Origin of the sequence: Aquimarina sp. ERC-38 (assembly GCF_026222555.1) — a bacterium.
In the GTDB taxonomy this organism is placed as follows: Bacteria; Bacteroidota; Bacteroidia; order Flavobacteriales; family Flavobacteriaceae; genus Aquimarina.
In genome coordinates, this window is the sequence record NZ_CP098511.1 from 1,495,948 (window position 1) to 1,510,437 (window position 14,490).

Consider the following 14,490-nt stretch of genomic DNA (forward strand, 5'->3'; position numbering starts at 1 on the left):
AGGTGTAGATTATAGTGAAGATTTACATTTTAATTATTTTTTTCTTTATAATAGTTTGAGCCTGGTCTTGCAGATAGAATTTAATAAAGTACAGTCCTGTGGGTTTTGTAGATAAGTCTATAGAGATCGAACCAACCTGTGTAATTGTAATAGGGGTATCTACAGTTCCTAGTACGCTCACTAATTGAACTTTAGTTACCAAATTTGAAATTTGCGAAGTCCAATTTATATGAAGGGTATGGGCAACAGGGTTAGGGTATAGCGTTATTTGATCTTCTAGAGAACCATCAGTTAACAGAGCATCTTGATTTATATCCTGAACAATTAAGGAATCTGTTGGTTTTTTAAGAAAGCCAGTTACTTTTTTCCAAGATGCAACATTACCTGCTGCATCATGAGTGAACCCTATGAGTATGCTTTGAGCTTTGGCATGTAATAATGGTAGTAAGAGTAAAATGAATAGAATTTTTGGTTTCATACGAAGTTTTTTAAATTTTAAAAATTGGTGTAGAGCGACCCGTTGGGCTAAAAACCTGGTTTTTGCCCTAGATCATTTTTATTATAAAGTAGTGGTACGTATTGTTAATTTATAGGCAGGTTATTTATAAGGTTGTACATTATTTACGGTTTGTTTTTAAGAAGTTATATTTATTAGAGTCGTTTAAAGTATGATTGAAAAACAGTTATATTCTATCTATTACAATACTGTAATTTTTCTATACATAAGTAGGTGTCCATGGACTTGATAGGGGGTAATCAACTCCTAAAGTTTTTTTGACAGTAATACTGATATCTTCGTTTTTGAAGGATCAGTTTAGCTTCTTTAATTGATTTCTGTTGCTGGTATAACTCTTCCATCCATTGATAGATTAACCCTTCGTAAGCATCTTTCTCTTTTAGCTTGTTTAAAAAGCTAACGGCATCCAGGTGTATATGGGATAACAGGGCTTTGTAATATTTAATCCGGGTATAAGAACAGGTGGCTAACATATGATAGAGTATTTGTTATAAATTGTATTTTAAGCAGTTAGTGCAAAGAGTATTTAGAAATTCTATTATATATTTACAAAATTACACTATGCAAAAAATTATCTAAATATCTATTTTATCTACAATCCGTTTTTTGATTGAGACAAAGATGAAGGGGAATGTGTAGTTTTGCAAGAAGAAGGAAAGACGATTTATAAATCGTACAAGACAATTTATAAAAGAAACATTTATAGATCACATTTACTTCAAATAATTTATTATTTATTTAATTCGGATTATTCATTTAAACTTTTATGTATTTTATAAGATTTATGTTTGGTTTGTTCGTATTACTTTTAACAACAAGTAATTTTTATAATGTAAAACTAGAGATTACCGACTTTACAAATTTGAGAAGGAATAAAGCAAAATTGGAAAGTATACATCTAAGAACCAATGATACGCTGAAAAAATACTCATTTGATGAACTAAGTGATAAGTATAGCTCATGCGAAGACTCCTTATGTAAGAGTATATATGCGAATTACTATCTTATTAAAGCAAAAAAGGTTAAGAAATCAAATTATATTGCTGAAGGTTATATTCTACAGTCTTATGTAAATAAAAAAGACAGGTTGTTAGCTATTAAGTATACTGATAGTGCAATTGATATCACAAAAGATTTAAAAAACAATTTATATCCCGCAAAAGCTTACCTTCAAAAAGGTAGTTACTACTATTTTATAAATAGATTTGATGAAGCACTTGATAATTATCTTTTAGCAAATAAAAGAATTCATGAATCAGGTAATAATCTATACCTAGAAATAAGAATTAGGAACAGCCTAGGAAATTTGAAGAATATTATAAATCAAAGTGAAGAAGGGATTAAATACTTTGAACAAAATATTAGAGTAATTGATTCTCTAGATTCAAATAAAAAAATTGAATATTTTTTTTATTATAAAAATGCTCTTGCAGGTATTGCTGATGCTTACAATAGACTTAGAAAATTGAATCAAGGTTTACCCTTCATAAAAGAAGGATTGAATTTAGCTCATAAAGATAAATCCGAGTCATTTATAGTTTTATTCCGAATGTCATATGGTATTAATAGATATTTTGCTAAAGAGTACAAAACTGCTAAAGATACGCTGGAAAAAGTAGTGAATTACTACTATAAAAATTCCTATGACCTAAATAAAGCCGTAGCTGACTTATATTATGCTAAAACCCTAATCAATTTAAAACAAAAGGATTCTGCTATTACTATACTTAAGGATATTGATTCTTTCATAACTGATAAAACCTACTTTATAGAAATCAGAGATACTTATCAAATACTTTTGGAAGATAGTAAAAAGAAAGAAAATTTTCATGAACAACTTTACTATCTTAATAAGTTGATTAGGTATGATAGTATATCAAGCGGTAGACAATTTGAAGTAAGCAATAAGTTTAATAAGCAAATTGAGCAAAGTAAACTTAAAGAACAGCGAATAGCTCTTCTTAAAGAAGTAGATCAAAAGAAAGAAACGTCGAACTTATTATTGCTATTTCTATCTGTATTGTTGTTTATAACACCCGTATTGATTTACCATTATTACAAAAAACAGAAACGTTATAAAATAAAGTTTGAAGAAGTTCTTAAACGTAACCAACAAGTATCTTCATCTAAAAAGAAAGTGAAAAGTATCGGTGATAATAATATACCAGAGAAGTTGATTAAAGAGATTGAGGATAAATTAAATGATTTTGTAAAAAATAAAAAATTCACTGATTCGAATATAACATTATCTAGTCTTGCAAAGGAGTTTAATACAAATTCAGCCTATCTTTCTAAAATTGTTAATATCTCAGAAGGGAAAAATTTTTCTAATTTTTTAAGTACTTTAAGAATAGAATATATAATGCTTAGATTGCTAAAAGACAAAAAATACCGTGCTTATAATCTAATTCATATTGCAAAGGAAGCAGGTTTTAACAATGAAAGGTCTTTTTCTCGAGCATTTACTAAAATTAATTCAATTTCTCCATCATATTATATAAAACGATTAAATAGTTTAGAATCAATTGATTGATTTTTAATAAAAAGGACAATTTATAAATTATCTTGTATTACTTAATCTTTCTTTAAGATAAAATTTTCAAACAAACTATATTTACTATTCTAAAATTTAAAACTCATTTTATGGAAACAAGTAAAAACAAAACTGAACTTTTAAAATTAAAAAAAATTAAAGTTGCAAAATTAGACGCTTCTCAAAAAGCATCATTAAATGGAGGAAACTGTAGCAATGGATTGGAAGATGTTTCTAGAGCAGGAGATTGTCCATATAATTCCTAATTTAATTGTAATATAGTATGTTCTGTTCTTTTAAGAATCTCTTTCTTTTAATGTTATTATCTTTTGGCTTAACGGGATATAGTCAAAGAGAATTGGTTACATGTAATTCAGATAGTACGGATGCCTATATATCCTTTGAGGATTTAAAAGATGATTCAAATATTGAATGGTTAAAAGAGCAGAACACCTTATCCAATAATTATTTCGAAAAGTTAAAAGTATTTACAGATCATTTAAAGGAAAAGAAGAAAAACAATAATGATAGATATATAACAAACATATCACGAGAAACAATTACTAGGGAAGGACATATTTTTTATCTGAAAAGCACAAAGGAAAATCAAAAGGTATTATATTATATAGAAAATAAAGGAGAAAAACATATAAAACTAGTTGATCTCAATGACCTTCCATTTAAAAACAAAATAAGTGAAGGTTCATACCTTACTTACTATAAACCTTCATGGAATGGAAAATACGTAGCCATCGCAATAGCTTTCAAAGGGAAAGAAACTACAACTTTATTTGTAGTTGACGTAAAAAATAAAAAATTTATAAATACTCCAATTGATTATGTACTTACCGGAGTTGGTGGTATTCACTGGGCACCCGATAATTCCGGAATATTTTATAGCAAAATAAATCCTACAAGCATAGGCACATCAGAAAATAACTTAGATACTAAAATTTTTAATTACAATATAAGGGAAAAGAAAGAAACCGAATTCTTTTCCAGGACTAATAATCCAGTTGTAAAAATGCAACCGGAAAATTTTCCTATTGTTACCGTTGGTCATCCACAAGATACCTATCTGGTTGGACAGGTAGATAATTCCACCCCTAATTTTGATGCTTATCTATTACCAGTACATGAATTTATAAAAAAGGATAAAAATGCGTGGATTCCTTTTTTTACAAAAGAAGAACAGATTAAAAAATACTATCAAAAAGGAGATAGTCTGCTTTATTTAACATCTAATGAAACTCCGAACTTCGAAATCCGTGGGGTAAGTTTAAAAAGTCCAAACTTTAAAGAGCCAACAATAATCATTAAAGAAAATAGTAAAGAGGTTATTCAAGATTTTGCCCTTACCAAAGAAGGATTATTTTATGTAGCAAAAATTAACGGAGTTATTTCAAAATTATACCGAAAATATAAAGGTAAGATTACTGAAATAAAACTACCCAAATCAGCTGGAACTATACGTATCAATGGCTTAGGACACGACCAATCTTATTTATCAGTACGTTTATACGGATGGACTTCTAAAAAGGAAAGTTACATCTTTGATTTTAAAAACAATAATTTGATCAAGGAGAAGTCAATCGATGAACAAAAACCAGTATCAACCCCTAGTTTTTTAGAAGACTTGATTATTGAAGAAATAGAAATACCATCATATGATGGTGCCATGGTGCCTTTATCCTTAGTTTATCATAAAGATTTAAAGAAGGACGGTACTGCCCCTGTAGTATTGGAAGCCTATGGAGCTTATGGAGTTACATGGGTACCTTCTTACTTTTATCATTTATTAATGCCAGTTTTGGAAGGTGGTGTTTATGCACTAGCTCACGTAAGAGGTGGTGGATCCAAAGGTAGAAAGTGGTATGAACAAGGATTCAAAAAAACAAAATCAAATACCTGGAAAGATGTTATTGCCTGTAGTGAATATCTTATTAAAGAAAAATATACGTCAAAACAAAAGATTGCTTTATGGGGGGGTAGCGCCGGAGGAATTGCAACTGGAATGGCTATGGTAGAAAGGCCAGAGCTTTATGGAGCTGCTATTTTTGATTTTGCGGTATTAAATCCATCGAGATTTGAATTTGGAATTAACGGGCCTGATTTTGCTAAAGAATTTGGATCCGTTAAGAATCCGGAAGAAAAAAAATATTTATGTGCTATGGATCCTTTTAACAATCTTAAGAAAGGAACTACATACCCACCTACCCTAATACATGTAGGTATGAATGATAACAGAGTATCACCATGGCAATCTATAAAATTCGCAGCTAAGCTGAAAGACTATAATTCAGCAGATAATCCTGTACTACTGCATACAGATTTTGAATCCGGTCATGGGTATAACGAAGCTCAAAGTAAAAGAGATCAACGCTATCTTAATGCTATTGTATTTGCTTTAGAGAATACCAAATAGAAAATATATGATCCTTTATAAAATTTACTAAATTTGAGAAGTTAGTTTAAAATTTTTTATTTAACTATAGTCATGCTTATTGAGAAAACTATTGGAATGCTTATAACTATAACCGCCTTATGACCATTCCTACATTAACCAGTTCCCAAATGTCACGATTAAATGCAGGAAGAGGAAACGGAGACGATTTGGATTAGGGGGTAAGTACATAGCTACCAAAGTTTTTCTTTAATTTCCACCTACAGAACTATCCTTTATGTTTTCTAAAATACCAATAATTCTAATTTTTTATATGAACTTGGTTATATTGCCTGGTTCTAATATTAAAGCTCAAAATGATAGCATACAGGTTTATCATGGAAAAAAGATTATTGATAAATACAGTTACCTTCAAAATTTAAAGGATAGTTCTGTTATAAAATGGTTTGAACAACAAAATAAGGAAGCTTCTACGTTTTTAGATTTAATAGATAACCGAGAACGTTTAGATAGTTTGCAAAGATATTTCCTAAACCAGGATTCGGAACTTATTACAAATATCAAATCAACCTTTACCGATGATTTTTATTATCTAAAGCAAGAAAAGAATGGAGATCATATCAAATTATTTAGAAAAGATGCTAAAAGTAATATAGAAGAGTTAATTTTTGATCTTCAGGAATATAATGGTGTTCATAATTCAAACTATACCATTACCTATTACAAGCCCAGTTGGAACTCAGAAAAAGTAGTTATTGGTATGGCAGAAAAAGGAAAAGAAATTTCAAAACTACGTTTTCTTGATACAAAAACTAAAGAATTTTTTCCTGACGAAATAGAGAATACACTACCCACTTTTGGTGGGGTATACTGGTTACCAAAAAACAACGGTGTTACATTTTTACAATTAGGTAGTGAGAAAGAAAAGATAAAAGATTATTTACAAAATACGCAAGTAGTCGTTCACAAACTGGGTAAAGGTACCCTACCCTTATTTTCTAAAGAGAACAATCCAAATGTAAATTTTAAAACAGAAGATATTCCCGTAGTTTTTAGGGATCGCCCTTTGGATAAATACCTTGTAGCTGCGGTAGCAGGTGCAACAAAATATTATGAATATTACTATACAATTGTAAAAGACAATTATATAAAAGATAAAGCCTGGCATCCCCTTTTTAGAAAAGAGGATAAAGTCTTGTCTTATTTGCAACAAAATGATTCAATAATCTACCTAACTTCAAAAGATGCTTCAAACTTTAAGTTGTGTAAAACTTCACTTTCTCCTGCTCCTGATGTTAAATCCCCAAAAATCTTAGTTAAGGAATTTAAAGATAAAGTGATTACTAAATTTGCAATTGTAAAAGATAATATCTTCTTTACTACTTTAAAGAACGGTGTAGATGCAAAACTTTATAAGTTGAGAAGTAATGGTGAAATTGAACAGATGGAATTACCACTTAATGCGGGCAATATTACTTTAGAAACAAAAGGATTAGATGACAGCTTTTTTGCTATAAAGCTTACAGGTTGGACTTTTCAAGAGAGACGGTTTATTTATAATTTTGAAAATAACTTTTTCAAGGAATCAAATATAAAAGATATTAAAAATTTTAAAATTTCTAATACTATTAAAGTCGAAGAAATTGAGGTTAAGGCGCAGGATGGAGAATTAATACCTCTCTCCTTAATCTATAGAAATGATCTGAAAAAAGATGGTCAGAATTCAACTTTTCTAACAGGTTATGGGTCTTACGGGTATTCGATAAAACCGAGTTTTTCTAAAAAAATCATGACCTGGGTGCATGAAGGTGGGGTTTATGCAATTGCTCACGTGAGAGGTGGTGGTGAAAAGGGGGACTATTGGTACAAAGGTGGATTAAAAGCTACAAAAGCTAACACCTGGAAAGATTTTATTGCTACCGCAGAATACCTGATAAAGGAAAAATACACCTCAAAAAGTAAACTGGCTATCAGTGGAGGAAGCGCCGGTGGCATCACCGTAGGTAGAGCAATGACTGAAAAACCAGATTTATTTGCAGGTGTTATTGCCCATGTTCCATTTATGAATACCATACTCATGGAAACTGATATTAACGGGGCAAACAGTACAAAAGAGTTTGGTACTATAAAAAGTAAAGAAGAATTTAACTATTTGTATGAAATGGATTCTTTTCATCATGTTGAAAAAGGTACAAGTTATCCTGCAACCTTGGTGACCACAGGTTTTAATGATATAAGAGTACCTTCCTGGGATCCTGCTAAGTTTTACGCTAAATTGAAAGACTATAATTCTTCTAATAACCCTCTTCTCTTTAGTGTTGACTTTGATTCAGGACATGATGGTGGTAATTCTATTTCCAAAAGTATAAAGAATACAACGGATGCCCTTGCTTTTGCTTTTTGGAGTACTGAGCATCCTACTTACACTTTAAAGAATACTTAGATTCAACACATAAATGCAACAGCTTAGCTGTTGATAAAAGCCCCCACCATAGTTTTAGCCCTAGGGCTAAAACTATGGTGGGGGCGGCGAAAAATCTCATACCTTTGGGTTGGAAAACTTAAAGAATATGGAACATTTAACGCTGGAGGAAAGGTACAAAATATCAGCACTTTTAGAACTTAAAACCCCTAAAAAGGAAATAGCAGAACAGTTGGGTCGGGATCGCTCTACTATATATAGGGAAGTAAGACGCAATGCTGACAACCGAAGTGGGAAGTACAATGCTGAGCTAGCCCAAAGAAAAGCCCAAAAACGCCATAAGGATAAAGCAAAGCACAAGGTTTTTACCCCTTCTATGGAGAAGTTGGTTTGTGATGGGCTTCAAGACCACCTTAGCCCGGAACAGATCAAAGGAAGGGCTATGCTAGAGGGGACCCCTTGTGTATCGCATGAACGTATTTACCAGTTTATATGGCAGGATAAGAAAGCAGGCGGGAGAACATACCTTTGTTTGCGTAATAAGGGAAGGAAGTACCAGAAAAGAGGCGGTAAGCAAGCAGGTAGGGGGTGCATCCCTAATAGAAGGGACATAACAGAACGCCCCCGGGTAGTAGACAAAAAAGAAAGGATAGGTGACCTTGAGATTGACCTGGTGATAGGTAAAGACCATAGAGGTGCCCTTGTCACTATAAACGATAGGGCTACAGGGATGCTAAGGATGGGACATATAGAAAACAAATCAGCCCGGGAAGTCCAGGTGAAAACGGAAGAACTACTGGAAGATTGGAAGCCCTTTATTAAAACTATTACCAGTGACAACGGGAAGGAGTTTGCAAACCATCAGGAAATAGCAGAGGAGCTTGACATTGATTTCTACTTTGCAAAACCCTACCATAGCTGGCAAAGGGGTGCCAATGAAAACCTCAACGGGCTGATAAGGCAGTATTTCCCAAAAGGTAGTAGCTTTGCAGAGATAACTAAGGAAGCGGTAGAGAAAGTAGAAAACATTTTAAACAATAGGCCTAGGAAAAGGTTCGGGTATAAAACACCCAATGAGGTATACGCAACTTTTATCAACAAAACCCAAACTGTTGCATTTATAACTTGAATGTAGGATAACAAATAAAACAGATTGTATAGTATATTAAAGATAGTATTCTACTTTGAAAAAACTTTATGATAAGAAATATTCAAATAAAATTTTTGAAGTTTTGTTTATGTTAGAAGATGTTGGTCAACGAATGATGAATTCTGTAAAAGATCTAAGCATCCGAGAGCTTGATTATGCACCTAACCCTTCCATAAACAGCATTGGCGTTGTACTTGTCCATATTTCTTCATTAGAATATTATTATCAACTCTATACATTTTCAAATAAAGGTTTTCACCCTAAAAAGCATAAATTATGGACTATAGCTTTAGAGATGGACAAAACTGCGAGACAAGAATTCAAGGAAGAATCGATTGAGTTCTATTTAGAGATATATAATAATGTTAGGTCAAATACCCTAAACCTTTTTAGCGAAGTGGATGACGAATGGTTAGAAAACTTTTCTATAAATTCGCATAAAAATAACTATTTCGAATGGTTACATGTAATGGAGCACCAGTCTCAACATCTTGGTCAGATTTACCTGCTAAAAAGATTGTATAACTATCAATGTAAAACAGATAGCATTTAAAATAGTGACCTAAATACAGTTATGAACTACAGCACAAAAAATTTTAGAGTTCTTATAATCATAATTACTTCGCTATTATTTATCACCTGTTCTTCAAACGATGACGAAGAAGATTGTATGAAAATCATAACGTTTCCCGGATATCAGGTAGGCGGAACCATCCAACCTGAACGAAAATTAGAAGTACCTTGCGATTTTGAAGAGCCGGAAGAAAATGATATTATTACCATCCCATCTATCGAAAACTTTTCTTATAACGTAATTCAATTTGAGTTTACACAAGATACCGTTACCAAAACCGATAGGTTACAATTTCAAATTGAATTAAATAATAATAATAATTTTAAAGCAATCGGTTTTCCTTACTTAACCTTGCTATATGACGATGGTATAGAAGTTTCTACTAGTTATGCAAATGATGCTATCAATGCTTGTTTAGAGATTGAAGCTAATGGAAGTTGTTTGCATACTTATGATAAAACCTTTGATGGTAGTTCTAACCAAATAGTTTTAGACACTTTCCAACTTAAGAAAGTTGAATACTTATTGACTGAATAACGAGAAGAACTATTATTGAATCCATTTTAATACATTCATAGTTTGCTTTGAGTTAGTTAAGCTATTCGATTTGTTTGTGGTTTGAAGATACATAGTGGTGGGTTAGGTAGTGTTTTTGTACGGGAAAGAGTTAAAGAGAGAGCATTTACTATATACTTGTCTCATTATTTTGGTCATCAAACTGAACTATTGAATAAAAACCGGAGAATAAAACCTATCAAGTTCAATAAATCGGTTCATTTTATAAGTTTACGAATTAACACTTAAATGAACCGATATGTTATTTGGATATGCACGTATTAGTACACCATCTCAGAAATTTGATTTACAAATCGATGCTTTGTTGAAAGCAGGTGTAAAAGAAAAAAATATATACAAAGATGTTTCCTCTGGAGCAAAAGCAAATCGAAAAAAATTAGATTTGCTATTAAGTAAATTGCGTGAAGAGGATGTAGTTATTGTTTGAAAGATGGATCGAATCGCAAGAAGTGTAACCCATATGCTAAAACTTGTTGATGAATTTGAAAAAATGGAAGTCGGCTTTAGAAGTTTACAGGAACCATTTATTGACACGACTTCCGCACATGGAAAATTTGTTCTGACCATTTTTAGTGCAGTTGCCGAAATGGAACGTAATATAATCGTGGAAAGAACATTGGCTGGACAGGAAAGCGCAAGGCGAAGAGGTGCTAAGATTGGTAGAAGAAAAGGTTTAAGTAAGATCGCTGAATCAAAGGCTATTCTAGCAGAAAATTATTACCGAGATGAAAAAAATCAACTTTCCATTTCAGAAATTATGAAACTAGTTGACATAAATTCAAAAGCTACTTTATACAAATATCTAACACATCGAGGACGTAGAAACTGTGTCGTTCGCAAAGCTACTTTTTGGGATAAGAATCAAGATGTAAATAAAGCATATTGCAAAAAACATAAAAATCAAAGAGGGAAAAAGTAGACTTAAAGATTTATTTTTATAATTTAGAACCAGTGTAATATTATTAACCATCAGGTGTCTGAAGTTTTTCGGGTATGGGGTTGTTAGTTAAGTCGACAAAAGCAAATCAACTTATGAAATATAAATATCAGCTCATAACCTTAGGATCAAAAGTTCCGGAAACGCAAATAATAATTGACCAGATAAGAGCAGAGTTAAAGAATCTTAAATTGCCTAAAGAGTTTAATTAAGTTATTCCGGCATCTTCTATTAAAGATGAATATAAAGGTAACCAACCTGCATTTGCCTTGTACTTCGGAGATAACAATGGCGATTTTAAGGATTTAGATGTTACTCAGAAGCTTCTGAAAGATGGTACAATGATACTTCCAATATTCTATGACAGATTTGAAAATGATATTCCGTCCGTTTTAGAAAATCAAAATGCCATTAAATTTTCAGAAGATGAATTAAATAGAATTACTAATGTTGTTCTAGAAGCTTTTGAATTGTTACGAAGTACAAGAAAAGTGTTTATTAGTTACAGAAGAGCTGAATCTACCGCTGTGGCTATTCAATTATATGAGGCTTTAGAAGCTTATAATTTTGATGTATTTCTCGATACGCATTCAATTCAAAAGGGAGAACCTTTTCAAGATGAATTGTGGCATCGTATGACAGATTGCGATGTTATTATATTACTGAATACTCCTGGTTTTTTAGAAAGTCATTGGTGTAAAGAAGAATTTGCAGAAGCAAGTGCAAAGCAAATAGGAATTGTCCAGTTGGTGTGGCCAAATCATCAAATAAAGAATATTGACAAATCTTCTTATATCAGTTATCCAATTCAATTAACAGAAGATGACTTTATCAATAAAGAGTCAGATAGTACTGGTCGATTTATTGAAACGATGGTAGAACGTGTGCTTACTGAAGTGGAATCTGTTCGAGCAAGAAATTTAGCAGCTAGACAGGATAATTTAATTACTGAATTTAGAAATATAGCAGAAAAGAATAAACGAAAGGTAACTGTTCAGCCTGAAAAGATTTTAACAGAGGATTTACCGAATGGAGAACATATAATCTACATCCCTACTATTGGTATACCTCAATCAACAAGCTGTCAATCAGCTGAAATAAAAAAAGAGTTGATGGGGTACGATGAGGTTTCTATACGATTGATATATGATGATTTGCGAATACGTGATAAATGGTTGAAACATTTAGAATGGTTAAATGACAATTTCAGAAAGGATATAAAAACATTAAAAAAACAAGATTTTGAATTATGGCTACAGAAGGCGTAAAGAATATATTTCTATCTGCTAGTATTCCCCTGCCTAATAGAGATGCAAAGTATGTAGAAACAGCAGACATTATTGCAATTCGTGATGCAGTTATTGCTTTGACAACAGTAGTATTACCATACCATAGAATAATATGGGGTGGTCATCCCTCAATAACACCATTAATTTATTACGTAATGGAAAAATTGGATATGAATATCCAAGAACACGTAAAGCTTTACCAATCTTTATGGTTTAAAGATATTTTCCCTCCGGATAATAATAAGTTTGAAAATATCGTATTCACGAAAAAAGAAGATAGTATTCCTGCTAGTATAAAACTACTCAGGGAACAAATGTTCTTAGAGAATGAATTTTCAGCAGCAGTCTTTATTGGCGGAATGGATGGTATTGAAGATGAATATAGAATGTTTAAAGAATATCATCCAGAAGCAGTATTGCTTCCTATAGCTAGCACAGGTGCGGCAACTAAATTAGTATATGACAATTTATTCCCTCATAACCTAAAAAATACAAGACTCGAAAAGGATTATGGGTATATGTCTTTGTTTCAAAAATTTCTAATGGATAAAATTTAAAAGTATGGCAAGAAAAGTATTCGTTTCATATAAATATTCGGATTCATTAGTACAAGATTTAGGCATATATCAAGAGTCTTTTTTCGGCAAAATAAAAATAGCTACTACTGCAAGACATTATGTAGATGAAATTTCAGAGCATTTGACAGGTGATGACCATATTTATAAAGGTGAGAATGATGATGAAAGTATGGAGAACTTGGCAGACTCTTCTATCAGTTCAAAATTAGGAGACAAGATTTTTGATAGCAGTGTTACTATTGTTTTGATTTCTAAAGGAATGAAGGAACCGTTTAAATCGGAAAAAGACCAATGGATACCATGGGAAGTTTCATACTCTTTAAAAAAGCAGACAAGATTAGGTAAGTCAAGTAGTACAAATGGTGTTATAGCCGTTGTACTTCCAGATGAAAATGGAAGTTACGAATATTATCTAACTCATAATAACGGGTGCAACTGTAGGACACTAAATACACGTTTTCTATTTCAAATAATTAGTGACAATATGTTTAATGTAAAAGTGCCTACAAGAAGTGATTGCAATGGTAGTTGGGTTTATTATGGCGATAGCTCCTATATTGAATCTGTAAAATGGTTTGATTTTATGGCAAATCCTACAAAATATATTGACAAAGCTATAGAGTTACGAGATAAGAAGGATGATTATAACATTGTAAAAACTATTAAATAGTATATGAGCTTTATAACCGAATCAGAACTTATAAACCAAAGAAGGTCATTAAATTCCTACTATATGACCTTAAATGAAAGCCTAAAAAGTTTTAAAGAAGAAAGTAATCGTTTTAAAACTAAAATTTTCCTTTCTCACAAACACGATGAAAGAGAGTATCTAGAAGGGGCTATTTCATTTTTAAAATCTTATAGTGTAGACGTTTATGTTGATTGGTTAGATGACGGGATGCCTAAAACAACATCAGGAAGGACCGCGGATAGAATAAAACAAAAAATTAAGGATAATCATAAATTTATCCTTTTAGCAACAGAGGGGGCAATAAGCTCTAAATGGTGTAATTGGGAGTTAGGTTTAGGAGATGCAGCGAAGTATATTGACCACATTGCAATTTTACCAATAAAAAGAGAATATTCAGATTTTTCGGGTAGTGAGTACTTAGAAATATACCCTTACATTTTTAACGTTGATTATTATCAATATTACAAAGGGCATTATAGGGCGAAAGGTACATACGTTGTATTTCCATCAATTAATGGTAATGATAAAGTTGTGTCAATAACTGAGTGGTTAAAGTCTAAATAAATGATGACAAAGATAGATTTAATTAAAGAGTTCGAAATCGAAGTAAGCAAAATCAAAGAAGAATGTTTGAAAAGATTAAAATCAGAAACGGTTATAAAAGTAATTGATAAATTTCAAAAAGAGGTAGCCGAAAGTTTTACACAGAAAATTAATTATTCAATCTTCAATAACATTGAACATAGAGAAAACTTGTTAAAAGAGCTTAATGATATTATGATTAAACATGCTACAGATTTTAAATTAAAAGTTCAATAA

At 31.6% G+C, this 14,490-nt stretch carries 14 protein-coding genes and 1 pseudogene; 13 read left to right on the plus strand and 2 right to left on the minus strand.

The window, feature by feature from the left end; genetic code table 11:
• Positions 1 to 22: 22 nt before the first annotated feature.
• Positions 23 to 478 carry a T9SS type A sorting domain-containing protein gene (locus NBT05_RS06415; protein WP_265772669.1) on the minus strand — a complete coding sequence of 152 codons (456 nt, stop codon included), beginning with the start codon at positions 476 to 478 and terminating at the stop codon, positions 23 to 25.
• Positions 479 to 756: 278 nt separating this feature from the next.
• Positions 757 to 990: a hypothetical protein gene (locus tag NBT05_RS06420; RefSeq protein WP_265772670.1), complete on the minus strand. Its 234-nt coding sequence runs from the start codon at positions 988 to 990 to the stop codon at positions 757 to 759.
• A gap of 293 nt (positions 991 to 1,283) precedes the next feature.
• Here NBT05_RS06420 and NBT05_RS06425 point away from each other — a divergent pair, with 293 nt between their 5' ends.
• From NBT05_RS06425 to NBT05_RS06485, 13 genes and pseudogenes are all read left to right on the plus strand, one after another.
• Positions 1,284 to 3,050, plus strand: a complete 1,767-nt coding sequence (locus NBT05_RS06425; RefSeq protein ID WP_265772671.1) for a helix-turn-helix domain-containing protein — start codon at positions 1,284 to 1,286, stop codon at positions 3,048 to 3,050.
• A 110-nt stretch (positions 3,051 to 3,160) separates the two neighbouring features.
• Positions 3,161 to 3,316, plus strand: a complete 156-nt coding sequence (locus NBT05_RS06430) for a hypothetical protein (protein WP_265772672.1) — start codon at positions 3,161 to 3,163, stop codon at positions 3,314 to 3,316.
• Between the two features lie 50 nt (positions 3,317 to 3,366).
• Positions 3,367 to 5,475, plus strand: a complete 2,109-nt coding sequence (locus NBT05_RS06435) for a prolyl oligopeptidase family serine peptidase (protein WP_265772673.1) — start codon at positions 3,367 to 3,369, stop codon at positions 5,473 to 5,475.
• Positions 5,476 to 5,767: 292 nt separating this feature from the next.
• On the plus strand, positions 5,768 to 7,897 hold the full coding sequence (locus NBT05_RS06440; RefSeq protein WP_265772674.1) for a prolyl oligopeptidase family serine peptidase: 2,130 nt from the start codon (positions 5,768 to 5,770) through the stop codon (positions 7,895 to 7,897).
• Between the two features lie 127 nt (positions 7,898 to 8,024).
• The gene (locus NBT05_RS06445; RefSeq protein ID WP_265772675.1) at positions 8,025 to 9,005 is read left to right on the plus strand and encodes an IS30 family transposase; all 981 of its coding nucleotides are present in this window, start codon (positions 8,025 to 8,027) and stop codon (positions 9,003 to 9,005) included.
• Positions 9,006 to 9,060: 55 nt separating this feature from the next.
• The gene (locus tag NBT05_RS06450; RefSeq protein WP_265772676.1) at positions 9,061 to 9,579 is read left to right on the plus strand and encodes a DinB family protein; all 519 of its coding nucleotides are present in this window, start codon (positions 9,061 to 9,063) and stop codon (positions 9,577 to 9,579) included.
• 21 nt (positions 9,580 to 9,600) lie between these two features.
• Entirely contained in the window at positions 9,601 to 10,137 is a 537-nt protein-coding gene (locus tag NBT05_RS06455; RefSeq protein WP_265772677.1) for a hypothetical protein, read from the plus strand.
• Between the two features lie 277 nt (positions 10,138 to 10,414).
• Positions 10,415 to 11,095: pseudogene (locus NBT05_RS06460) on the plus strand (recombinase family protein).
• A 287-nt stretch (positions 11,096 to 11,382) separates the two neighbouring features.
• Entirely contained in the window at positions 11,383 to 12,381 is a 999-nt protein-coding gene (locus NBT05_RS06465; RefSeq protein WP_265772678.1) for a toll/interleukin-1 receptor domain-containing protein, read from the plus strand.
• Entirely contained in the window at positions 12,363 to 12,959 is a 597-nt protein-coding gene (locus NBT05_RS06470; RefSeq protein ID WP_265772679.1) for a hypothetical protein, read from the plus strand. The genes NBT05_RS06465 and NBT05_RS06470 overlap by 19 nt, the downstream gene beginning before the upstream one ends.
• A 4-nt stretch (positions 12,960 to 12,963) precedes the next feature.
• Complete coding sequence (locus NBT05_RS06475) at positions 12,964 to 13,650, plus strand: TIR domain-containing protein (RefSeq protein WP_265772680.1); 687 nt, start codon at positions 12,964 to 12,966, stop codon at positions 13,648 to 13,650.
• A 63-nt stretch (positions 13,651 to 13,713) separates the two neighbouring features.
• Positions 13,714 to 14,235: a toll/interleukin-1 receptor domain-containing protein gene (locus NBT05_RS06480; RefSeq protein ID WP_265772681.1), complete on the plus strand. Its 522-nt coding sequence runs from the start codon at positions 13,714 to 13,716 to the stop codon at positions 14,233 to 14,235.
• Positions 14,236 to 14,490, plus strand: coding sequence for a hypothetical protein (locus tag NBT05_RS06485; RefSeq protein WP_265772682.1), 255 nt, complete (start codon positions 14,236 to 14,238; stop codon positions 14,488 to 14,490).